The organism is Bacteroides oleiciplenus YIT 12058, assembly GCF_000315485.1.
GTDB lineage: Bacteria > Bacteroidota > Bacteroidia > Bacteroidales > Bacteroidaceae > Bacteroides > Bacteroides oleiciplenus.
In genome coordinates, this window is the sequence record NZ_JH992946.1 from 97,237 (window position 1) to 120,071 (window position 22,835).

At 43.6% G+C, this 22,835-nt stretch carries 13 protein-coding genes and 1 tRNA gene; 5 read left to right on the forward strand and 9 right to left on the reverse strand.

The genetic code is table 11. The features are described 5' to 3' along the window. Nucleotides 1–5 precede the first annotated feature (5 nt). Nucleotides 6–674, forward strand: coding sequence for a response regulator transcription factor (locus HMPREF9447_RS24930; protein WP_009132438.1), 669 nt, complete (start codon nt 6–8; stop codon nt 672–674). Nucleotides 675–1,110: 436 nt separating this feature from the next. Here the strand turns inward: HMPREF9447_RS24930 and HMPREF9447_RS24935 are convergent, their stop codons facing one another. Both HMPREF9447_RS24935 and rpsO read right to left on the reverse strand, forming a co-directional pair. Continuing rightward, the gene (locus HMPREF9447_RS24935) at nt 1,111–2,385 is read right to left on the reverse strand and encodes an ATP-binding protein (protein ID WP_009132439.1); all 1,275 of its coding nucleotides are present in this window, start codon (nt 2,383–2,385) and stop codon (nt 1,111–1,113) included. A gap of 217 nt (nt 2,386–2,602) precedes the next feature. Continuing rightward, nucleotides 2,603–2,872 carry a 30S ribosomal protein S15 gene (gene rpsO, locus HMPREF9447_RS24940; protein ID WP_009132440.1) on the reverse strand — a complete coding sequence of 90 codons (270 nt, stop codon included), beginning with the start codon at nt 2,870–2,872 and terminating at the stop codon, nt 2,603–2,605. 157 nt (nt 2,873–3,029) lie between these two features. Here rpsO and typA point away from each other — a divergent pair, with 157 nt between their 5' ends. Further along, complete coding sequence (typA, locus tag HMPREF9447_RS24945; protein ID WP_044138686.1) at nt 3,030–4,829, forward strand: translational GTPase TypA; 1,800 nt, start codon at nt 3,030–3,032, stop codon at nt 4,827–4,829. Between the two features lie 78 nt (nt 4,830–4,907). On the opposite strand, the gene HMPREF9447_RS24950 is transcribed toward typA, so the two are convergent. Both HMPREF9447_RS24950 and pckA read right to left on the reverse strand, forming a co-directional pair. Further along, entirely contained in the window at nt 4,908–5,555 is a 648-nt protein-coding gene (locus HMPREF9447_RS24950) for a nitroreductase family protein (RefSeq protein WP_009132442.1), read from the reverse strand. Nucleotides 5,556–5,697: 142 nt separating this feature from the next. Then, nucleotides 5,698–7,305, reverse strand: a complete 1,608-nt coding sequence (gene pckA / locus HMPREF9447_RS24955; RefSeq protein ID WP_009132443.1) for a phosphoenolpyruvate carboxykinase (ATP) — start codon at nt 7,303–7,305, stop codon at nt 5,698–5,700. Nucleotides 7,306–7,590: 285 nt separating this feature from the next. On the opposite strand from pckA, the gene upp reads away from it, so the two are divergent. Continuing rightward, nucleotides 7,591–8,244, forward strand: a complete 654-nt coding sequence (upp, locus tag HMPREF9447_RS24965; RefSeq protein ID WP_009132444.1) for a uracil phosphoribosyltransferase — start codon at nt 7,591–7,593, stop codon at nt 8,242–8,244. A gap of 508 nt (nt 8,245–8,752) precedes the next feature. On the opposite strand, the gene HMPREF9447_RS24970 is transcribed toward upp, so the two are convergent. Next, nucleotides 8,753–10,345, reverse strand: coding sequence for a tetratricopeptide repeat protein (locus tag HMPREF9447_RS24970; RefSeq protein ID WP_244267667.1), 1,593 nt, complete (start codon nt 10,343–10,345; stop codon nt 8,753–8,755). A gap of 294 nt (nt 10,346–10,639) precedes the next feature. Between HMPREF9447_RS24970 and HMPREF9447_RS24975 the strand changes: the two genes are divergently transcribed. Further along, nucleotides 10,640–14,122: a hypothetical protein gene (locus HMPREF9447_RS24975; protein WP_009132446.1), complete on the forward strand. Its 3,483-nt coding sequence runs from the start codon at nt 10,640–10,642 to the stop codon at nt 14,120–14,122. A 76-nt stretch (nt 14,123–14,198) separates the two neighbouring features. Here the strand turns inward: HMPREF9447_RS24975 and HMPREF9447_RS24980 are convergent, their stop codons facing one another. From HMPREF9447_RS24980 to HMPREF9447_RS24995, 4 genes are all read right to left on the reverse strand, one after another. Then, nucleotides 14,199–17,633 carry a proline dehydrogenase family protein gene (locus HMPREF9447_RS24980; RefSeq protein ID WP_009132447.1) on the reverse strand — a complete coding sequence of 1,145 codons (3,435 nt, stop codon included), beginning with the start codon at nt 17,631–17,633 and terminating at the stop codon, nt 14,199–14,201. A gap of 323 nt (nt 17,634–17,956) precedes the next feature. Beyond that, nucleotides 17,957–18,814: a hypothetical protein gene (locus HMPREF9447_RS29210; protein WP_009132448.1), complete on the reverse strand. Its 858-nt coding sequence runs from the start codon at nt 18,812–18,814 to the stop codon at nt 17,957–17,959. Nucleotides 18,815–19,367: 553 nt separating this feature from the next. Beyond that, the gene (locus HMPREF9447_RS24990; protein ID WP_009132449.1) at nt 19,368–20,372 is read right to left on the reverse strand and encodes a 2-oxoacid:ferredoxin oxidoreductase subunit beta; all 1,005 of its coding nucleotides are present in this window, start codon (nt 20,370–20,372) and stop codon (nt 19,368–19,370) included. Between the two features lie 24 nt (nt 20,373–20,396). Continuing rightward, nucleotides 20,397–22,244: a 2-oxoacid:acceptor oxidoreductase subunit alpha gene (locus HMPREF9447_RS24995; protein WP_009132450.1), complete on the reverse strand. Its 1,848-nt coding sequence runs from the start codon at nt 22,242–22,244 to the stop codon at nt 20,397–20,399. A 466-nt stretch (nt 22,245–22,710) separates the two neighbouring features. Here HMPREF9447_RS24995 and HMPREF9447_RS25000 point away from each other — a divergent pair. Next, nucleotides 22,711–22,782: transfer RNA gene (locus tag HMPREF9447_RS25000), tRNA-Arg, on the forward strand. Nucleotides 22,783–22,835: the final 53 nt, after the last annotated feature.

A 22,835-nucleotide genomic window follows, 5' to 3' on the forward strand; every position in this document is an offset into this window, starting at 1 on the left:
TAGCTGTGGATAAAATTAAGGTGTTATTTGTAGACGATGATGTGACATTAGGAAATATAGTCACAATGGCTCTGGAGGATTCCGGATATGAGGTACATTATCAAACCTCTTTGACTGCTATCAAGCCTGTTATTCAGGAGTTGGCTCCTGATATTATTGTACTTGATGTGGAAATAGGGAATAAAAATGGGATTGATATTACTCCTGAATTAAAGATAATTGCACCGGAAATCCCTATTCTGTTTGTTTCTTCCCACGTAGATGCCTCTGAGGTGGTCAAAGCGTTGAATGCTGGCGGAGTGGCCTATCTGAAAAAGCCTTTTGAAATTGAAGAATTGACAGCTTATATAAGCAGGCATACGGCTGCTTTCCATATGCAGCCTATGCAAATCGGGAGGTTTACTCTGAACGCTGAAGATAATCTGCTGATGAAAGGAGAGGAAGTGGTAAAGAAGCTTAGTGTTTTTGAGAGTAAACTATTGAAACTTCTGATGTTGAACATGAATAAAGTCGTAACCCGCGAGCAGATAGAACGGGAGCTGTGGGAAGGAGGTTATGCCAATGAACAAAGTCTGAATAATTACATTGCCAAACTCCGCAAGTATTTATCGGAAGATGAATCGCTGGATCTAATCACTATTCCCAAGGTAGGATATAAACTTTCGCAGAATTGATATTGCTGAATTTGATATTCTGACACTTTGTATTTTCTGTCAGCTGAGAATGCATTATATCCGTCCTCACCTCCATCAGTTCAAAAGCAAACGAACGGAAATCTGCAAAAGGCAGATTGATAATGCAATATCGAAATACTTACATTTCTTTTAGATTGAAATATACTCTGAAAACTGCGCAAATAAGTCTGAGTCGCGATGCAAATAGGTGCATTACCTATAAGTAGTAACCCTTTTAGGTGGAAGTAGTAACCAAACTACCTATAAGTAGTAACCTTTTCACCCGTAAGTAGTAACCCTTTCTTGCATAAGTTGGTCGTAAATGCGGAAGAATATACGGAAATGGCGTATGATTATTCTTTGTTTATTCACAAGATGTGCTGGAAAGGTTCTTTTTGAAAAGAAGCTTGTCGGCAGAATGACTGATATCCTGTCGTTATGATGGGCAAACGGTGCATTTTGTTTCTGCCAGCCATTTCCATACAGGGATAATTTTTATGTCTATTCCGTCTTGTTCAATAGTCTCTTCCTGATCTTTGCTGATAATCAAAGCAGTACTTATGTTCATGGAACGGGAAAGGCTGACAAGGGCATTGACTTCCCTGTTTCGCGTCTGCTCGTCGCGGAGAGAATAGGAAACCTGAATAGCCAGCCCGGCGTCGGGAACTACGAAATCTACTTCTACATTCTTATTGTAATAAAAGAGTGCTTCTCCATATTGTTTATAGAGATGGATGGCTGCTATGTTTTCAAGTAGTTTAGTTTCCGGCTGAAAGAGGAACAGGTTGAGGATGCCGTTGTCGTAGAAATAATGTTTCTTCGTTCCTTCTCTCTGTGGGATGGAATCATTGAAATTGCAGAGAGAGAAGATGAGATAAGCGTCGTGCAGATAACCTAAATAGCTGGAGATTGTTTCGCGGGTCACTTTGCTTCCATCTCCTTGCAAGATGTTCTGCAGCCTTTTGATGGCTATTGGTTGAAGTACACTATCGGCCAGCTTACGTACTAACAGACGCAGGCTTGGTTCATTTCTTACGTTGTTTCTAATGACAATGTCCGAATAGAGTATTTTTTTGTATAAAGAGGTGAGCCAGGCGCGCTTGTCCGTGTAACTGAAACTTTCGGGTAGGCCTCCATTGTAGAAGTAACCTTCGAACAGACGCACTACGTCGGTCCTGATGGGAGCCAGATGCCAGTGGGCATCCAGTGTAATATGATGATATTCCAGATATTCCGTGAAACTGAAGGGGTATATTTCCTGCATCAGGTATCGTCCCCCCAATGTAGAGGCTATTTCACGGCTGAGCATGTGGGCATTGCTACCCGTGATGAAAACTTGCCGTTTCTCATCTGCCAGTCGGCGTGCGAAGTGCTCCCATCCTTCTATATTCTGTATTTCGTCCAGAAAGATGATAGGCTCGAAGGCGAACATCTCTTTGTAACATTCTACAATCAGATGAAGTTCTTCCTTTTTAATATCCGTAATGCGTTCGTCCTCAAAGTTAATGAAGAGAATTTCTTGTTTACTATGTCCATCTTTTAGCAGTTGCTGTATATGCTGGTAGAGCATATAAGTTTTGCCGGCACGGCGGATACCCACAAATACATAATTACCATTTTCTTCAATGGACACTTTGCGGGGCAATAGCTTCACTTGGCTGATGAACTCTTGCTGGTTCAGAATGATTTGTTTGATGATATCTTTTTCCATACTTCAACTTGCTTGATATGCAAATATAGGAAATAATTCTATAAAATGCATGTTTTGGCTGAATTATGTCTTTTATAGAAGGCATAATTCGTAGAAGAAGTGACTTCTATAGTTTGTGTTTTCTATATATTGATTAAGTATGTCGTATTTCTGAAATACAAAAAGGGAAGCTTTTTAACGGCTTCCCTTTTTAATGTTTTTACTGTAAGTAACAAGATTACTTACGCAGACCGAGCTCTTTAACGATGGCACGATATCTTGTGATGTCGCGATCCTTCAGGTAGTTCAGCAACGCACGGCGTTTTCCTACCAACATTGTCAAGGCTCTTTCAGTACTATAATCTTTTCTGTTGAGCTTAAGGTGCTCAGTCAGGTGGGAAATACGGTATGAAAACAAAGCTATCTGGGCCTCAGCTGAGCCAGTATCAGTGTTAGACTTTCCGTACTTGCCAAAGATCTCTTGCTTTTTAGCAGCGTCTAAATACATAACTTTTAATTAAATTGATATATAAATGTTCTCTTAAGAGGGTGCAAAGATAGGGATAAACTTTTATACTGCAATGATATTCAATGAAATTTTTCTCTTGCTACAGTTATATCTAATGCAAAATTCGTACCTTTGCAGCCAAATATATAGGTATTGTATGCAAAATATTAGAAACATTGCAATCATTGCCCATGTTGACCATGGGAAAACGACACTTGTCGATAAGATGCTCTTGGCGGGAAATTTGTTCCGCAGCAACCAGAGCACAGGTGAATTAATGCTGGATAACAACGACTTGGAACGTGAACGAGGAATAACGATTCTCTCCAAAAACGTTTCTATCAATTACAAAGGAACTAAAATCAATATCATTGATACTCCGGGACACAGCGACTTCGGAGGTGAAGTGGAACGTGTGTTGAACATGGCGGACGGATGTATTCTTTTGGTAGATGCTTTCGAAGGTCCTATGCCGCAAACGCGTTTCGTGTTGCAAAAGGCTTTGCAGATTGGCCTGAAACCTATCGTTGTAGTAAACAAGGTGGATAAGCCAAACTGCCGTCCGGAAGAAGTATATGAAATGGTGTTCGACCTGATGTTCAGTCTGGAAGCTACAGAAAACCAGTTAGACTTCCCCGTTATCTATGGTTCTGCAAAGAATGGATGGATGAGTACGGATTGGAAGACGCCTACTGATAATATTTTCGCGTTGCTGGATTGCATCGTCGATAATATTCCGGCTCCCACGCAGTTGGAGGGTACTCCGCAGATGTTGATTACTTCTTTGGATTATTCCTCTTATACCGGACGTATTGCTGTAGGTCGTGTGCATCGCGGCACCTTGAAAGAAGGTATGAATGTATCTTTGGCAAAACGTGACGGCAGCATTGTTAAGTCTAAAATTAAAGAACTGCATACGTTTGAAGGTCTGGGACGCGCAAAGACGGCTGAAGTTTCTTCAGGTGATATTTGTGCGCTGGTAGGTATCGAAGGATTTGAAATCGGAGATACGGTCTGCGATTATGAAAAGCCGGAAGCATTGGAGCCTATTGCTATAGATGAACCGACCATGAGTATGTTGTTTGCTATCAACGATTCTCCTTTCTTTGGTCGCGACGGTAAGTTTGTTACTTCACGCCATATCCATGACCGCCTGATGAAGGAGCTGGATAAGAACCTTGCCTTGCGCGTGCGTAAGAGCGAAGAGGACGGAAAATGGATTGTTTCCGGTCGTGGCGTACTCCATCTTTCTGTATTGATTGAGACCATGCGTCGCGAAGGTTATGAGCTTCAAGTTGGCCAGCCACAGGTTATCTTCAAAGAGATTGATGGTGTGAAGTGTGAGCCGATTGAGGAACTGACCGTGAATGTTCCCGAAGAATACGCCAGTAAGATTATTGATATGGTGACCCGCCGTAAAGGTGAAATGGTGAAGATGGAAAGTGCAGGCGAGCGTGTAAATCTGGAATTCAATATGCCTTCACGTGGTATCATCGGTCTGCGTACAAATGTACTGACCGCTTCTGCCGGTGAAGCCATCATGGCGCATCGCTTCAAAGAATATCAGCCGCATAAAGGTGACATTGAGCGTCGTACCAACGGCTCCATGATTGCTATGGAAGCAGGAACGGCTTTTGCTTATGCCATTGATAAATTGCAGGACCGTGGTAAGTTCTTCATCTTCCCGCAAGAAGATGTTTATGCCGGACAGGTAGTGGGGGAACATTCTCACGACAATGACTTGGTGATTAACGTAACGAAATCTAAGAAACTGACGAATATGCGTGCTTCCGGTTCGGATGATAAGGTTCGTCTGATTCCACCCGTACAGTTCTCTTTGGAAGAGGCGCTGGAATACATCAAGGAGGATGAATATGTAGAAGTGACGCCGAAGGCGATGCGTATGCGTAAGGTTATCCTGGATGAGATAGAGCGTAAACGTGCGAATAAGAGCTAAAAAATAGCCCCGATATAAAGAAAAGGAGTGTTCCACTGTAACCAGTAGAACACTCCTTTTTTATTTTTATATTCTCTTTTAATCTATGAATTTAATCTTCTCTGTACTTCTTGGTTTAGCTGCCGGTGTTTCATCCGGATAACCGAATGCGATGCAATACAACAATTCATATCCTTCCGGAATATCCAACTTCTTCAAATATTCAGCCGCCTCTGGTGTCGACGTCATGAAACGTGTCGGTCCGCCCAGACAGCAAGAACCTATTCCCATGGACCAGGCCGAAAGAATCATGTTCTCACCCAGCAAGCCGCAATCTATCTGCGACATGTCATAAGATTGATCATTGGCTATGAATACCACCGTAGAAGCATTGCGGAACATATTCTTGAAGTTAGGATCTTCCGCAGCCTTAGGATTCAGTTTTTTATAAACCTCGGTAATTCCGTTGATGAATTCCGAATTATCCACTACCCGTATTTCCCACGACTGCTTGTTTTGTCCGTTGGGAGCATTGATACCGCAGTTCAGAATAACCTGCATGGTGTCCCGGTTCACAGGTTGTGGTTTGTACTTACGGATACTGCGGCGTGACATCATGTTTTCAATTACCGCATTCTCTTTACTTTCATTTGTACTCGTGGCTTCATTCTCTTTCTGTACTTGCGCACCGCAACCGCAGAACAACAATAGGCTGACGCTTACTAACATCCATTTGATACTTTTCATATTGCTTCGCTTGATTATTGGTTTGGACAAAGCTACTAAAACTTTCGGATTATCAATTACATAGGTTTCTTAAAAAAAGAAAAGCGGCTCTTGATTATCAAGAGCCGCTTTCGCATATATATCTAAACTGTTTTTATGCAGATTAGAGCTTCGGACCAGCAGCAACCAGTGCTTTACCAGCTTCGTTACCTTCGAACTTAGCAAAGTTCTTGATGAAACGAGCAGCCAGGTCTTTTGCTTTTTCTTCCCACTTGCAAGCACATTCGTAAGTGTCGCGAGGATCAAGGATTTTCGGATCTACGTTAGGTAATTCAGTCGGAACAACGAAGTCGAAGAAAGGAATAACCTTAGTAGGAGCCTTGTCGATAGAACCGTCGAGGATAGCGTCGATGATACCACGAGTATCTTTGATAGAGATACGCTTGCCGCTACCGTTCCAACCAGTGTTAACCAAGTATGCCTTAGCACCTGATTTTTCCATCTTCTTAACCAACTCTTCTGCATATTTAGTGGGGTGCAAGCTCAAGAAAGCTGCGCCGAAGCAAGCAGAGAATGTAGGAGTCGGTTCAGTGATACCACGTTCTGTACCAGCCAACTTAGCAGTGAAACCAGACAGGAAGTAATATTTAGTTTGTTCAGCGTTCAGGATAGATACCGGAGGCAATACACCGAATGCGTCAGCAGACAAGAAGATAACTTGTTTTGCAGCCGGGCCTTTAGATACCGGTTTAACGATGTTTTCGATGTGATAGATAGGATAAGAAACACGAGTGTTTTCAGTTACGCTCTTATCAGCGAAGTCAATCTTACCATCAGCAGCAACAGTTACGTTCTCCAACAGAGCGTCACGTTTGATTGCGTTGTAGATATCGGGTTCGCTGTCTTTATCCAAGTTGATAACCTTAGCGTAGCAACCACCTTCGAAGTTGAATACACCTTCGTCATCCCATCCGTGTTCGTCGTCACCAATCAACAGACGTTTCGGGTCAGTAGACAAAGTAGTCTTACCTGTACCAGACAGACCGAAGAAGATAGCAGTGTTTTCGTTGTTCAGGTCAGTGTTAGCAGAACAGTGCATAGAAGCCATGCCGTTCAACGGAAGCAGATAGTTCATGTAAGAGAACATACCTTTCTTCATTTCACCACCGTACCAAGTATTCAGGATAACCTGGATCTTTTCAGTCAAGTTGAATACAACAGCAGTTTCTGAGTTCAGACCCAATTCTTTGTAGTTTTCAACCTTAGCCTTAGAAGCGTTCATGATAACGAAATCAGGTTCACCGAAGTTAGCCAGTTCTTCAGCAGTCGGACGGATGAACATGTTTGTTACGAAGTGTGCCTGCCATGCTACTTCCATGATGAAGCGCAATTTCAGACGAGAGTTTTCGTTAGCACCACAGAAAGCGTCAACTACATACAGTCTCTTGTTAGAGAGTTCTTTAGTAGCCAATTCTTTAACTGCGTTCCAGCATTTAGCGTCAACAGGTTTGTTGTCGTTTTTGTATTCGTCAGAAGTCCACCACACAGTGTTTTCGCTGGTAGCGTCTTTAACGAAGAATTTATCTTTAGGAGAACGGCCGGTGTAAACACCAGTCATAACGTTTACAGCACCCAGTTCAGTTACCTGACCTTTTTCAAAACCTTCCAAACCCGGTTTGGTTTCTTCTGCGAAAAGTACATCATATGAAGGGTTGTGAATGATTTCAGTCACACCCATGATACCGTACTTGCTTAAATCTAAATTTGCCATTTCTTTTAATGATTTAAAATTTGGTATTTGGTTTATTAATCTCTTGCTAATTTCTTTTTACCTTATCTTTTTCAAGGGGAAATCGATATGAATCGGGTTACCTTCCAAACAGCCCCTTGTTTTTCGCGTACAAAAGTAGTATTTTCTTTCGAAACAAACGTCCGATTAGAGAAATTTTTCTTTAATAAGAAGTCTTTTATAACTCCATAACAATATCTGCAAACTGAATGTTGCAAATTGCGCAAGAAATCGTTTACTTTGCGCATAATAATCCAATAAACTATCATGAAGATAATCAATTTTGCCGAGACAAACTCCATCCTGAACCAGTATGTTGCCGAGATACGGGATGTGCAAGTACAGAACGACCGCCTGCGCTTCCGCCGAAACATAGAACGCATCGGGGAGATTATGGCGTATGAAATGAGTAAGAAATTTGCCTATTCTCAGAAGAATATTCAGACTCCGCTGGGGATAGCACCTGTGCAGACCCCGGATAACCAGCTGGTGTTGAGCACCATTCTGCGTGCCGGATTGCCTTTTCATCAAGGCTTCCTGAGTTACTTTGATGGTGCGGAGAATGCTTTCGTTTCCGCCTACCGAAAGTATAAAGATACGCTGAAGTTTGATATTCATATCGAGTACATCGCTTCACCCCGCATTGACGGGAAAACACTGATAATCACAGACCCTATGCTTGCAACTGGCAGCAGTATGGAACTGAGCTATCAGGCTATGCTGACGAAAGGACATCCGGCAGAGATTCATGTTGCTTCCATCATTGCCAGCCGTCAGGCAGTAGAGCACATTGCTGAAATGCTTCCGGCGGAAAAGACTACTATCTGGTGTGCAGCCATCGACCCTGAGATTAACGAACACTCATATATTGTTCCGGGACTGGGAGATGCAGGAGATTTGGCATATGGCGAAAAAGAATAATATAATAAAGGATGCATATTTAAAATAGAGGAATAAAAGGAAGTTGTGTTAAGAGTATTGTGCTGGCTGGTAGGTGATTATTCGCCTGAAATACACAAAGCGACTTTTGATATAACTTCTTTTTGTTGATACTCGGGCATTCTTAGTTATTTTTCCCGTAATTTCGTTTTATGATGATAGCCTGAAAGGCTTCTTTACTTGCAAGAAGAAGCTCTTCGTCATCAAAGGTGCATATTGAAATAAGATTTACACTACCTCTCTGACTACCGGGAACTGATAGATAATCATTATACTTTTGTGTGCTCTGTTAATGCTATTCAGGGGGGCATGCCCGGCTTTCTCTTATACCATGATTTATATGATATGAAGAACCTTGTCAGTTCCATTTTAGTGGGGATTGAGAAAGGAACATATAGCGAGTTCACGGTTTCGTTTGCCATTACCTATTGAGAAAGAGGAAGATAAAGGCGATATGTAAAGCTGCGAAACACCACACTGATTTTAAATGTTATATTTCCCGTAGATAATTTTCTAATACAACATCCTGAGCCAATTGCATCTTCTTACGTATCCTGTAACGGCTTGTATTGATGGTTTCGGGTAAGACGGAAAGCATCTGGGCTATTTGTTTGGCTTCCATGCCAATACGTACATATGCACACAGGCGAAGTTCATTTTCTGACAAGTTGGGATGGGCGGCGCATAGCTTTTTGAAGAAATTGGGGTGTACTTCTTCAAAATGATGTTTGAAGGACATCCATTCATCCTCCGTATCCAGATGCGATTTTATATGTTGTTTCAATGTCCTGCTTTCATTTATCGGCAGTTTTTTCTTTTCTTCCAGCTCTTCTATTTGTTTTAATAGTCCTCTTAACATCTGATTTTTTTCAATTGCAATCATTGAATTGGAAGTCAATTCCCTGTTTTTAAGGTTGATTTCCATTTGATATTTTTCATTTTGGAGTTGCTGTCGTTGCAACCGTTCATTTAGTTCGCGGTTTTCAGACTCTTTTAGTAATTTGGCAATCTTCTCTTTTTTTCGGGAGAGCCAGAATATGTAGCCGATGACACAGCAAACTACCAAGCCTATTAAAATACTGATTATGGTGATTTTCTTATGCATTTGAATACGCTCGGAAGCTTCGAGCAGTTCGTTCTCATATTGCTCGATGGCCATCTTCATTTCATACCGGTTGATCTCATTTGATTTAGCAAATCCTGTGGTTTCCTCTTTATATTGCAGATAGCGTTTCAGATATTGGTAAGCACTGTCTGGCAGGTCTTTTCGATCATATATTTCCGCAAGGCCATATAGGGTATGAATGGCTGAATAAGCGTCTTTATTGGCTTCGGCAGAATGGCGTGCTTTCTGAAAATAGAAGAGAGCGGAATCTTTTTCGTTTTTATAGATGTATAATGCTCCCATATTAATGAGAGTGTAAGTTTGCGAAGTCTTATTGGTAATTTGTTGGGCTGTCTTATATGCTTCACGCGCGTACTTCTCTTTATCCGGCAATGTCTGTGACACAAAATAGAGTGATGTCAGTACATCGGTTCGGAAAGGCAGGTCTTCCTGTGTGATTTTGTCATCCAGTAAAGTGGTAAGCATTTCTACTGCTTTTTGCGGATTCCCGAGATGGTATTGGCTGACCCCTATATTATGGCGGTTTTTTATTTCATCCTCGATGAATCCGCCCTTTTTGAAGATTTCGGTAGCTTGAAGATAGTATTTGTTTCCTTCCTGGTATTCTCCGATTCTTCTCATTATTGACCCTATGTTGACGTATGTATAACCTAAACTATATAAATCATTTATAGCTTTGAAGTAGTTCTCTTGCTTTTTGAACGTACGAAAGGCTTGTGGATAATTATTGTGTTTTGCCAGGAGCATGCCTTTGACGAAATTAATCCGGGCATAATCATAACTATACTTGATAGAGTCTACTTTTTCCAATGCTTTTTCTATCAATTTTTCAGTTTCTTCTGTATTTGTTTCAAATTGCAGCCAGGCATCCCAATACATGGCGCGTACCTGCAGGTTTGTGTTCTTCTTCAGGTTTGCAATCTGGTACATACGTGTAACGAGCGGATAAAACTGCATTCTCTCATTGCTTTTGTAATTGATTTGTTCAAGTTGTTTTCCTAAAGAATCAAAAGAAGTCTCAATCGGTTCCCATCTATAAGGATTGCCTCCATAAACCGATTGATGTAACAAGAATATACATAAATATATAAAAAATGCATTTTTCATGCTACAAAGATAACAAAAAAGGGTTTTGTACACCATTTGTCTATTCTGTTTTTTTCGATGAAATGGGCTGTTCTACTAATTTTGCCTATTATTGTTTAACGATCTCAAAGCAAAATATTTGCTTTGAGAATAAAATGATTGCTTATGAGAAATATTACTTTTAAAATGTTTTTTCTGCTGGCAGCATTGTTGGGTTACAACTTTGCCATAGCGCAGACAGGGGCTCCTCATACTTTGAGAGGAGAGAGTCAGGTTGCAAGTGTATCATTGAACTGGAAGAGTCCGGCTGAACCAAAGACCATGCAATGGCATAATGATACGCCTTATAATGGTATTGATGGAGTTAGTCAGAATGGGGAGATACCTGTTCTCTATGTTGCCAACCGCTTTGATAAGAATGATCTTAAGGAGTATAATGGTTCGGTGATTGATGCCATATCGTTTTGCAACTATAGTGCAGTACTTGAAGTCAGTGTATTACTGTATGAGAATGATAAGGTGGTGCGCGAACAGAAAGTGAATCTTGAGAATCTGAAATTGAAAGAAATGCAGACTATCAAATTAGACGAACCTTATACCATACATGATGACGTGGAGTTGACTGTAGCAGTGAAATTTATTCATGGTACTAATGTTACTTTTGTGGGTATCATGGACCGGGTAGCGGGTGTGACTGGCAAAGGTGACTTATATTCGTATGATGGGAAGAACTGGAAAAATATAGTAAAAGGTAACTTCCTGGTAACTGCCCACATTGATGCACCTGCTGCGGAAGAACCTGATGGGTATAATGTATATCGTGGTGATACGAAGGTGAATACAGCTTTGCTGACGGAAAAAAGTGCGACTTTTAAGGATGAGCCGAAAGGAACATATAGCTACTCTGTGGCAGCAGTTTATGGTGATAAAGAAGAAAAATCGTTCCCGCTTTCGTTAACGAATATTTCGGTAGAAGACGTACGCCCGATTGCAGTTGACGTGAGAGCAGCTGTAAACGGTTTGAATACGACACTGACTTGGAAGTCTCCGATTCTTGCAGATAAAACGTTGACTTGGTGCAATGGGGAACCTGATAAGGCAATGGGAGGAACCACCGGAACTGTACGGAAGATATGGGCTGTTAATGCATTCTCCGGTGATGAACTGGCTTCGTATGCCAATCACAAAATTACTGCTATCAATGTTATGCTGAATTCTGTTGTGACAGAGATGTGGTTAGCTATTTTTGAAAATGGAAAGATTGTCTACTCACAGCAAGTTCCGGCAGAAGAGGTAGGAAAGCTGGAGGCTGACAAATGGCTGAAGTTCTCCTTAACTACTCCTTATGAAATAGACCCGAGTGTGGAATTGACTTATGGATATTATGTGGTGCATGCGGTAGGTCTTTATCCTGGCAAGTTAGATAAAGGTCCTGCTATTTCAGGTGCATGTTTTATCTCGACAACTGCGGCTAAACCAGACTTTAATACCTCAAGCCCAAGTTGGACTAATATTGAAGCGGCTTCCAATGCCAACTGGATGTTAAGTGCAGATGTAGAGGCTCAGGGTGAAGTTACAACTCCGGTTGTGAAAGATTATACAGTTTGTCGTGATGGAGTAGAAGTAAAAACGGGTGTTACGGGACTGACTTATACGGAAGAGTTGTCACCGGGCACATATAAATATACGATTATTACTAACTATACAGACGGTCTTTCTTCTAATGCTTCGTCTTCCGCTTCAGCAACCGTAGAATTGCCGGCCGAGTATGTTCGTCCTACATTTACTGAAACTACATTTGCAGATGGTGAGTTGTCGTTGAAATGGGATATATATGCAGATTTACCTCTGGAACTTAAACATTGTGGAGAGCCTGTTGCAAAATGGGGTATGACAAATGATGGAAAGGATGTTGACCTCTATGTGGGAGCTGAATTCAAAAAAGAAGACTTGGCACTTTATGCTGATTATGAGATCACAGGTGTAAATTTGTTCTTAGCGGAAGAAGTCAAAGAATTAAAAGTTGTATTATCTTCTAATAAGAAGATATTGGCTTCAAAGGATGTTACCTCAATTAAAGTTGGTGAGACTCTGAATATCGGATTTGATGAACCGGTGGCTGTACCTGTGGGTGCTTCGGTTATCGTGGGTTATTATGTATTATTTGCTGATGGGAAAGAGCCTATTACAGTTGATGCCGGTCCACGTGCCGATGGAGGCGATATGCTGAGTTTGGACGGAATTACCTGGCTGAACTGTAGCAGGGTGGATCCTACATTCAATTATAATTTCGTTGTAGGTGCACAGGTGCGTCTGAAAGGCTCACAAAAGGCCAGTAGTACGCTAAGAAAAACAGCAAATGCAGGTTTGCAGACCATAGCATTCCAAAGTGTGGCAGCTTCGTCACTCTCTTCTTTGCAGGCAGTTACTTCTTTCGGTGTTAACGGAACTGTTGCTACCCGTGCAGCAGCTGATGACAAACCTGTAGTGAAGAGCTATCGCCTCTATTGCAATGGTGCAGTACTGACTGAAACTGAAAAAGCTGAGTATACTGCAACTCTGGATTATGGAAACTATGAGTATGCTGTATCTGCGGTTTATTCCAACGGATGGGAGTCTGCTCTTTCCGATACTTATCAGGTTGAATATAAACAAGCTAATCTGGCACCGGCTCCTTATGGTTTGAGCGGTACTTTAGAGAATAAAAATCTGACTTTGACTTGGCAGTCTCCTGAGGCAGCTAATGAAATGAGTTATCAGGATAAGACTTCTGGTAGTAAAGCTATTGGTCTGACCCGTTCCAGTGGCGTTTATGGATACTTTGCGATTTCTTATGATGCTGATGAACTGGCAGATCAGGTTGGTAAATATATTACTCATATCAAATATAGCTTGAATGATGTAAACTTGCAAACCTCGTCTGTAGTAGTCTTCTATGATCGTAACTTGGTTTATGAACAAGCTGTTGATATAAAGACTCTGAAAATCGGAGAAAATGTAGTTCGTTTAGATAAACCGGTACAGATTCCGGCTGGTCGCGAAGTGTGTGTCGGATATTATGTCAGCCATGATAATGGTGTGAAACCGAACGTTACAGACGAAGGTCCGGCTGTAGATGGAAAGGGAAATCTTCTTACTACGGATGGAACTTCCTGGAAAACACTGAAGTCTATGAATAAAGACTTGGATTATAACTGGCGAATTTCCGCCGTTCTGCAAGATGCCGATAAACAAGCTGTCACCCGTGCTGAGGAAGCTGCCACCACTTATAACCTCTATGTGGACGGTACACTTCTGAAAGAAGGCATCCAGGCTACTAACTATGTTGTTGAAAATGCAGCAGATGGCTCGTATACAGTGACAGCAGTAGTTGGCGGTGTGGAAACAGCAGCATCTAATGCCGTGGTTGTAGGTGTGCCGACTGGTCTTGATAAGGTAGAAGACAATGCGAAGGTATACTATGACAGCCGCCTTCAGAAGGTAGTGTTGCCGCAGGAAGGAACTGTTTATGTTTACTCCGTTAGTGGTACTTTGGCGAAACAAGTGACGAATGTTCAGTTTGTGGATATGTCAGACTTACCGGTAGGAGTATACGTTGTACGAAGTGTACTTACAGATGGAGAACAAATGATTAAAGTCCTCAAGTAGAAATGTTAATAGATTGACAATGCCAAAAGGGTCGCTACAGTTTAATGTAGCGACCCTTTTTTCTGTTATAAAAGAATCATTCTACAGGCGGCACATCCAATATGCTGCCATAACGATGATATTCGAATGAAATGCTCTGTTCCTTAATATAATGAATGAGTTCCACCCGTCCGTCCTTTACCGGTCTTGCCGTAGCGATATACTTATCCGTGCGGGCAGCTTCCACGTACATCTCCATCGGAATATTGGCGCCGCAAGTACGGATGCGTTCATAATCTTTCATTGTTTTCAGAAAATCTTCCAGCGTCTCCTTTTTCAATGTACAGCCGACGGAAGATAATGCTGCTGTGCGATCATCATCCGGACCGAAACTGATTGCCAACGGAGTATGACAGAGTATGGCTGCAAGTGCAATCATTTCCGCTTCCTCGTTACTGTCTCCCGGGAAAAGACGGAGCACCATATTCTTCAACGGCAGATAGCGGAACACATTCTGTTCGCCATACAGATGGTTGATGTCGCGGGCATGGGCAAATTCTTCTTCATAGGCATGAGCATAGCTTTGCTTATAATTCGTGGTGCTCTTCGCTTTGTCGGTGATCTTCACGAAGCAGGTGCAGTAGTTGGGTCCTCCGGCTTTCACGCCGCCACCGAAAGCAGATAACTTCATTCCACCAAAAGGCTGGCGATTGACGATGGCTCCCGTAATGCCGCGGTTGATGTACAGATTACCCGCCATGATGGAGTCTTTCCATAACTTCTGCTCGTTCTCGTCAAGACTTTGCAAGCCGGAAGTCAAACCATAGTCCAGGCTGTTCACCAGCTTTATTCCCTCCTGCAGATTCTCAATGCAGGCTACGCTCAGCAACGGACCGAACAACTCGGTGCGGAACGAGTAATTGTTCGGCTTCACTCCCCACTTCACGGTGGGCGCGAGGATGTATTCATTCTTATCTATGAACCGGGGTGGAACCAACCACGACTCTCCCGGCTCCAACGTCAGGGCTTGAAGCAACTTATCGTTCTGGTTCGTAATCATCGGTCCCACTACATTTCCGGCTTCCCATACGCTGCCCACCTTCATGCTGGTGGCGGCATCTTTCAGTTTGTCCTGGAAGTTCTTGTCTTCATAAACCGAACGCTCCACGAGCAGTAGGGAACAGGCTGAACATTTCTGCCCGGCATTGCCGAAAGCGGAAGCCACAATATTCATAATGGCATGGTCGCGGTCGCCCGAAGCGGTGAGAATGATGGTGTTCTTGCCACCTGTCTCGGCCGAAAGCGGAGTAGCCGGATTGCTGTGTGCAATGTTCTGGGCGGTATCTGTGCCGCCTGTCAGGATAATATGCCGGATGGCGGGAGCGGTGGTCAGCTCTTTCAGGGCGGGGCGGTCGGTAATGATGACTTGGAGTGCTTCTTTCGGCACGCCTGCATCCCAGAAAGCTTTGGCAAACAGCCACGCTACGGGTGCCGCCACGGTTGCGGGTTTCAGAATAACTGTGTTCCCACCTGCCAGTCCGGCTACGATGCCGCCGATAGGGATAGCGCACGGGAAGTTCCAGGGGGAAATGACGAGGATGGTTCCTTTCGGGACAATATCCACATCGGGCAGTGCGATAAACTTCTTTAGGATGGTGGTGTAGAAACGGGCGTAGTCTATACCTTCGGATACTTCCACATCACCCTCCACAACGGTTTTGCCCGTCACGGCACACATGCAACCTATCAGGTCGCCGCGCATATCACCCAGACGGTTGGCGGCTTCGAACATGATCTTGTGGCGTTCTTCCAGTGTAGTCTTCCGCCAGCCTGCCGGGTCTTTATCGGCAATGTCGATAATCCGGCGTACTTGTTCCGTATCAGCCTGCGACATTTCGCAGATGCATACCTCGTCGTCCTGACAACGGTCCATATACTTGTGGCGTTTCTCGCAAACCACCGTTTCAGCACCTATCTGCAAAGGAATGATTTCCGGAGTATCACCCGGAGACTTCTTCCATTTGGTAAAGATATTCCGCGCCCATTCCTGATTTTGTGGAAGGTCGAAATCCGTATCTGGTTCGTTCTTTATTACATCGGTCGGCGGAACAGGGGAGTAAGGGAGTAGCCTGTTTTGCGTGCGGGTAGGCGTGTGCGAAACACTGTCTTTTCGGTGATAGGCTTCTTCGAACTGCTTTTGCAGGAAGTCCCAGGTATCGGTTCCCGGTTTCAGGTTGAACGAATGCGTGAGGAAGTTGTCGGGAGCTGTGTTCTCATCCATACGGCGCACCAGATAGGAAACGGCATTCAGGAAATGCTCGTCCTTTACCACCGGGGCGTAGAGTATGACGTGGTTTCCCAACTGGGATTGTGCGCGCCATACGTGGTCCGCCATGCCTTCCAGCATCTCGAATGTCATGTACTCCGCGCTGCCGGACTTCTGGCTCAGCAGATATGCATATGCAATAGTGAACAGGTTGTGCGAAGCCACACCGATATGAAGTGCCTTGGCGTTTTCGGGCAACAGAGCGCGTTCCAATATGTGCAGATAGTTGGCATCTACTTCCGTTTTACTCGAAAGTATCGGATTGGGCCAGCCGCGCAGGGAAGAAATCACGGTTTCCATTTCCAGATTGCACCCTTTTACGAGGCGCATCTTGAGCGGTGCACCACCATTCGCCATGCGTGTTTTGGCAAATTCCAGTAGTTCCGTCTGGAAATTATAAGCATCGGGAAGATAGGCCTGCACTACGATTCCTGCCGAATAATTTTTGAATTCGGGCTTGCTCAGTACCGTCTTGAACAGTCGCAGGGTGAAGTGCGTATCCTTATATTCTTCCATATCGAGGTTGACGAACTTCGCATGCTTCACGCCCTTTTCGTCCGTATAGGGGAAATCTATCGCTTTCTGGTACAGGGCGGACATGCGTTTCACCAGTTCGGGGAAACTTTCTTCGTAGTTCAGCGCATGCGTCTGAGCATAGATGCCGGATATTTTGACAGAAATATAGTTGATGTCCGGGGCTTCCAGCGCTTCCAGATAATGATGGTAGCGGTGGTCGGCTTCTCCGTTCCCCAGCACGACTTCGCCCAACAGGTTTACGTTCTGTCCGATTTTCTGTTGCGAGCGGGTGGCGAGATGTTTGGTTAGCTTGGGGCGCGCTTCGTCGAGGATGACTTTGGACGTATCCATGCGCAGGCGTTTCTTTATAATAGGTATGGCGATAAAGTCGAAGTGATGTCCGAAGGCTTGGTACATTTTGAAGAGGAAAGCATCCCGTTGGTTCAGGAATTCGGGCACACCATATCGGTCTATCAGGGTTTTGATGCGGGCGGCAAGCTTTCTGCGGTCGCGTATCTGCGAGGATTCATCGAGCATTTTCACCAGGAACTTCTTATCCTGCGGGCGTTGCACCATGACGGCGTATTTGTGTTGTTCTTTACGCTCTTCGTCTGTAATGGTTTGCTCACACGTGTTGTATAGCTTCAGTACCCATTCTTGTACTTCGGCTATGGAAGGTCTGTTATCCATAATATATTCATGTTTAGTAAATGATTGAAACTAACTATCACTCGTGAACTAAAAACATGAATAAAGGGTAGGACTGAACATTACGGCACGATACCGGTGCAAGGTCTGAAGAGCTTGCTGCGAAAACCGGTCAAAGAGTAGTCTTCTGCCCATAGTATGGTTATGTTAAAAGGTTAATGTACGCCTACTGCAAATATACACTAATTCTTTTATAATCAAAGGGAAAAGAGGGGAAATTAGTGATTAGTGGTTAGTGATTAGTGATTAACGCCATGCGGCATGATAGCGCAGCCCACTAATCACTAATCACTAACCACTAATCACTAATCCAACGTTCCTTCCGGAATTGCTGGAATGGAATTGAATGTTCCGGTGATGGAATAGTTGGTATCATCCACGGTCATTTTTAACGTAGGACTTATGATGATGTCATTTCTTGTAGAAGTATCTTTGGGTGTAAGTGCTTCCCAATCTACATTCAGATAGTGCTGTATAAGGCCAAGCACAGCATAGCTTGTGGCTCCTTCTTCCATCATAAACCTGAATTCATGAGGAGTGGGCGGGATTGTTGCGTCTGTAAAGTTCCCTTTCTCATCAGCCGGATAAGTCAATGTGAGATAGGGTATGGCTGAAACTTCCGTACCATGTTCTGTTTTCACTGAGAAGTCGTATGTGCCCCTGGCTATAAGTTTATTCGAAACTTTGTGTTCAGAATCTACATAGGGGAAGAAATAGCAATCCCGTTTTTCATTATTAATCAAATACATTACAATATTCGATTTGAGTGCCGGATGATTGCTTTCTTCTATACCATAAACCAAATAGCGGTCAATGACTTTCATTTTCAGGATTTCCGTTTCCTGTGTTGTCGGGTCTGTGAGGGTTATACGGGTTTCTCCCTTTTGTTTCCCTTCTATGCGGACAATCCCTAAGCAACTATTGTCGGATGTACCTTCCTGATAGCTGGCGTCGATTATCTGAGGGTCTTCTATGGAGAAGTTTATTTTGCCGCTACCGTTATGGATGTATATATGAGTATATCCATCCTTAATGACTTCGTACGATTGTTTCTCAATCTGAAACGGCTCAAGGGGGGTGTTCTCTGAATTGTCGTCGTCACAGCTCATGAAGCTGATAATGGATACTAACAGGAGTATCCCGAATAGAAGTTTTGTTCTCATGTTATTTTTTTTAGTTTTGTTATGGGCAAAGTTATGGATATTTTCGGAAATCTATGCCGTTGGTTGGGTTAATTTATTACCGTTGCGGGATATAATCTGATTCCACTATTTGCCACCCATACCCCTTCCACATCCTTCTCTTTCTTTATTCATCGGTGTTTGCGGGTGGAAGGGGGTGTGTAGGGAGGCGGAAGGGAGAATTCATAACTGTGCAGGAAGTATCCCGTGCAAGGCATAAGCTACCGGCACGTTACAGCCCGAAAACTATATATAACTCCCTGAATGTTTACTATTCAAAGTGAACGACTAGTGCTGTTTGATTGAACAACCGAAGTCGTTCAGTCGAACAACTCGATTGGTTCGTATGAACAACTCTGGTAGTTCACTTATGAAACGCCGTTATAATGCAGTGATAAAAGCTTTTAAAGTTTAAATCCCAAATATTATATTGATATTTGGGAATATCCGTTACCAATTACGAAGAAACCTCATTATCGTTACTACTTTATAGTACGGTAATGAGGCTTTTATCAGAAAGGAATATTGTATTTTCTTACTTTACTTCCCAAATATCATTCGTCATCAGCAACTCCTTGAAGTTATGATACTTCTTCTTTGCCGATACTTCTTCAATCTGTTCCATGACGGCATCGTCATAAGTGGGAGCTTCCACATCGCGAATCACACCAAGTGCAACCGGGAAGTCGGGACCCTCCATCAGGGCAAGCTTCAATTGCAATGTATTATCCATGCAGTGCGCATCGTGAACGAGAATATCCTTTTCAGTAATACCATTTTCGCCCAACTTCACCACTTTCAGTCCGAAACCTTCCTGCATCAATCCGAATTCCTTGTTTTCGCCGAATAGCATCGGTTGTCCATGTTCCAGATAGATAGCATTCTTGGCACGTCCCTCTTTGTTGTACACTGAGTCGTAAGTACCGTCATTGAAAATAACGCAGTGTTGCAGAATCTCGCAAACAGCTGTGCCTTTATGACCGGCAGCAGCTTTCAGCACCTCTCCCGTGCCGGGGCCGTCCGTAGCTACGCAGCGTGCAAAGAAGCGGCCGCGGGCACCGAAACAAAGTTCAGCCGGATGGAAAGGGTCTTCTACCGTACCGTAAGGAGAAGACTTGCTGACGAATCCACGGGGAGACGTCGGGGAATACTGTCCTTTCGTCAGACCGTAAATACGGTTGTTCAGCAACAGGATATTGATATCTATATTACGACGAATAGCATGAATAAAGTGGTTACCACCGATTGCCAAACCGTCACCGTCACCGGAAACTTGCCAAACGCTCAGTTTCGGATTAGCAACCTTGCATCCCGTAGAGATTGCGGCTGCACGTCCGTGGATAGTTTGCATCGCGTATGTATTCATATAATAAGGCAGACGGCTGGAACAACCAATACCTGAGATAACGGCTGTTTCCCAAGGTCTAACACCGATTTCTGCCAATGCTTTGTGCAGTGAATTCAAGAAGAAGTGGTCACCGCAACCCGGACACCAACGGGGCTGTCCTTTTTTGAAATCTTTAGCTGTATATTCGCTCATGTCTTTCGATTCTTTACGGGGTTATTATTTATTTAATATCTCGGTGAAGGCGGCAACCAGTTCGCTTACTAAGAATGGTTGTCCCTTGACTTCATTGAATTGATACGGAGTGAAGTTATCCACCTTCATGCGGAGATAACCGGCAAATTGTCCCAGATTCTGTTCGGCAACTACCACTTTCTTGTATTTCTTCAATACTTCAGCCGCGTTTTTCGGCAACGGATTGATGTAAGAGAAGTGAGCCAAGGCTACTTTCTGTCCGGCTTTGTTCATCTCTTCCATAGCCGAATATAAATGTCCGTAAGTACCACCAAAACCTACAATCAGCAAGTCTGCATCATCAGCGTGGCCTTGTACTTCTACATCGGGTACGGCAATCTTAGCCACTTTCTCTGCGCGCAGGTGGCACATCAGATTGTGGTTTTCAGGGTCGGTAGAGATAGCACCTGTGTTACTGTCTTTTTCCAGACCGCCGAGGATATGTGTATAACCTTCCTGTCCCGGAACAGCCCAGTAACGTACCTGATTTTCCGGGTTGCGTTTGTACGGAGTATAGTTATCCTTCATTTCGGGAGTCACATACTGCGGCTTGATTTCGGGATATGCATCCAGATTGGGTAGTTTCCATGCACCGGAACCGTTGGCAACGAAACCGTCGGTGAGCAGAACTACCGGAGTCATGTGTTCCAATGCTATCTTGCAAGCTGCGTAAGCTGCGTCGAAGCAGTTAGTTGGTGATGTAGCTGCAATAACCGGCATCGGGCTTTCGCCGTTGCGGCCGAACAGTGCCTGCAACAAGTCGGTTTGTTCCGATTTGGTCGGCAGACCTGTAGAAGGGCCACCACGCTGCACGTCCAAAACTACCAGTGGAAGTTCTGTAATAACTGCCAGATTCATGGCCTCCGACTTCAGGCAGACACCCGGACCGGAGGTTGTAGTGACAGCTAGTGCACCTGCAAATGAAGCACCGATGGCCGTGGCACAACCGGAGATTTCATCTTCGCACTGAACAGTAACGACGCCCAATGATTTATGTTTGGAAAGCTCATGCAATACATCTGTTGCCGGAGTGATAGGATAAGAACCCAGGAACAGTTTCAGGCCTGCCTTTTCAGCAGCGGCGATGAAACCGTAAGCGGTAGCCTTGTTACCCATGATGTCCATATAGACACCGGGAGTCTTTATCTTACTTTCTATCTTGTAAGTATGTGCCACGGAAGCGTGCGTATTGTGACCGTAATCGTATCCGGCATGAATCACTTTGATATTGGCTTCGGCTATTTCCGGTTTCCGGGCGAATTTCTCTTTCAGGAAGTCTTCTGCGATTTTCAGGTCGCGGTTGAACAACCAGCAAACCAAGCCGAGAGCGAACATATTGCGGCATTTCAGCATGGCTTTCTTGTCCATGCCGGTTTCAGCCAGGCAATCTTTCACCATCTGAGAGATAGGTGCTGCAATCACATCTTGCTTGATGCCCATCTCTTCGATAGGATTATCAGTCTTGAAGGCAGCTTTCTGTAAGTCGGAAGCCTGGAAGCAGTCTGTGTCGATAATGATACAAGCAGTGGATTTAGCAAACTTATACTGGGTTTTCAGAGCGGCAGCATTCATTGCTACCAGTACGTCGCATTTATCGCCCGGGGTGAAAACTTTGCTGGCACCGATGTGCACCTGAAAACCTGATACGCCGGTCAGAGAGCCTTGCGGGGCGCGGATGTCTGCCGGATAGTCAGGGAAAGTACTGATGTCGTTTCCCACCGTAGCTGATACTGTTGAAAAGATGTTGCCGGCGAGTTGCATACCATCGCCGGAGTCTCCGGAGAAGCGGACTACCACTTGATCCAGTTCTTTTACCATCATGTCGTTTGCCATAATTTCGTATTACTATGATTAATTTATAGGATCGTTTTAAGTTGCACTTTTAGAGATGCATTTGCAAATGTCGTAAAGTTATGCGACTTGGCAAAATCTTTTGGACGTAATCTGTGATTGTGTACTAAAAGAATTGCAAAATGAGTGTTTTTTGATATTTGGAGTGAACAAAACTCTAACTATGTGTACGGGATGAGGGAATAAAAGTTGCATATTATCATTTGTTTTTAGAACTATGTGTGTTGACAAAGTGTAGGCGTTTTCGACTGAAATACTACTGTTAGTAGCTAATATAGCTTTACATTTTGATAAAATCTTGTAAGATGTGCTTTTCCTTAACTTTTCAGTTTTAACCAACCGGCTTGTCTGTAGCCTTGTTTTGGTATTCATAATCTTGTTGATAAAAGATTCGTTCCTCCTTGTTAAATCGAGAGAATGCTTTATCTTTGCAACCGCAAATGTTTTTGGTCCTGTAGTTCAACGGATAGAATAGAAGTTTCCTAAACTTTAGATAGGGGTTCGATTCCCCTCGGGACTACTGAAAGTTTGGAAAAGCAAAAAGGGGAAGCCGATTAATTATCGGCTTCCCCT